The sequence below is a fragment of the Arthrobacter psychrochitiniphilus genome (genome assembly GCF_003185915.1).
Lineage (GTDB): Bacteria > Actinomycetota > Actinomycetes > Actinomycetales > Micrococcaceae > Specibacter > Specibacter psychrochitiniphilus.
Genome location: NZ_QHLZ01000036.1, coordinates 1 through 1,037 on the forward strand (window position 1 = coordinate 1; position 1,037 = coordinate 1,037).

Annotated in this window: 1 protein-coding gene; it reads left to right on the forward strand. The window is 31.0% G+C overall.

Features of this window, described 5'->3' with window-relative positions; genetic code table 11:
• Window positions 1-429: 429 nt before the first annotated feature.
• Window positions 430-1,037: transposase (locus tag CVS29_RS18135; protein ID WP_146213138.1), on the forward strand; the 608-nt coding region annotated here is incomplete at its 3' end.

Genomic DNA, 1,037 nt, shown 5'->3' on the forward strand with positions numbered 1-1,037 from the left:
ATAATGATTACATTAACTATATTAAGTATAAACTTTGTAGGTGAAGGGCTTAAAGATGCTTTTAATCCTAGAGGTAGACGTTAAATAATAAACAGGCTGGGACATAAATCCCTAAAAAACAGCAGTAAGATGATTTTCAATTAGAAAATATCTTGCTGCTGTTCTCTATTTATACAATACTTCGTATTGAATGGCTTCGCTTTCCTAGGGTGCCGTCTCAGCCTTGGTCTTCGACTGGCACTGCTCCCTCAGGAGTCTCGCCATTAATACTACGTATTAACATGTAATTTTACTTTTAAATACTTTAAAAGAATAAGATACTTTGCCCAACTTGCACATAAATGTAAAATTCAATAAAATGAATTTTCTGTGTTGGGTCCCTTCGTATAATTTAATAAATACCACTAAACTAAATTAACGAGGTGCCTTATGTATAAAATTTATAACATGACCCAACTTACACTACCAATAGAAACTGCTGTTAGAATTCCTCAAAATGATATTTCGCGATATGTTAATGAAATTGTTGAAACGATACCTGATAGCGAATTCGATGAATTCAGACATCATCGTGGCGCAACATCCTATCATCCAAAAATGATGTTAAAAATCATCTTATATGCATATACTCAATCTGTATTTTCTGGTCGTAGAATAGAAAAATTACTTCATGACAGTATTCGAATGATGTGGTTAGCTCAAGATCAAACACCTTCTTATAAAACTATTAATCGTTTTAGAGTGAATCCTAATACTGATGCGTTAATTGAATCTTTATTTATTCAGTTCCATAGTCAATGTTTAAAGCAAAATCTTATTGATAATAATTCAATTTTTATTGATGGTACAAAAGTAGAAGCTAATGCCAATAGATATACATTTGTGTGGAAGAAAAGTATTCAAAATCACGAATCGAAATTGAACGAAAATTCAAAAACATTATATCGTGACTTAGTTGAAGAAAAAATAATACCAGAGATAAAAGAAGATGGAGATAGCGATTTAACAATAGAAGAAATAGATTTAATTGGTAGTCA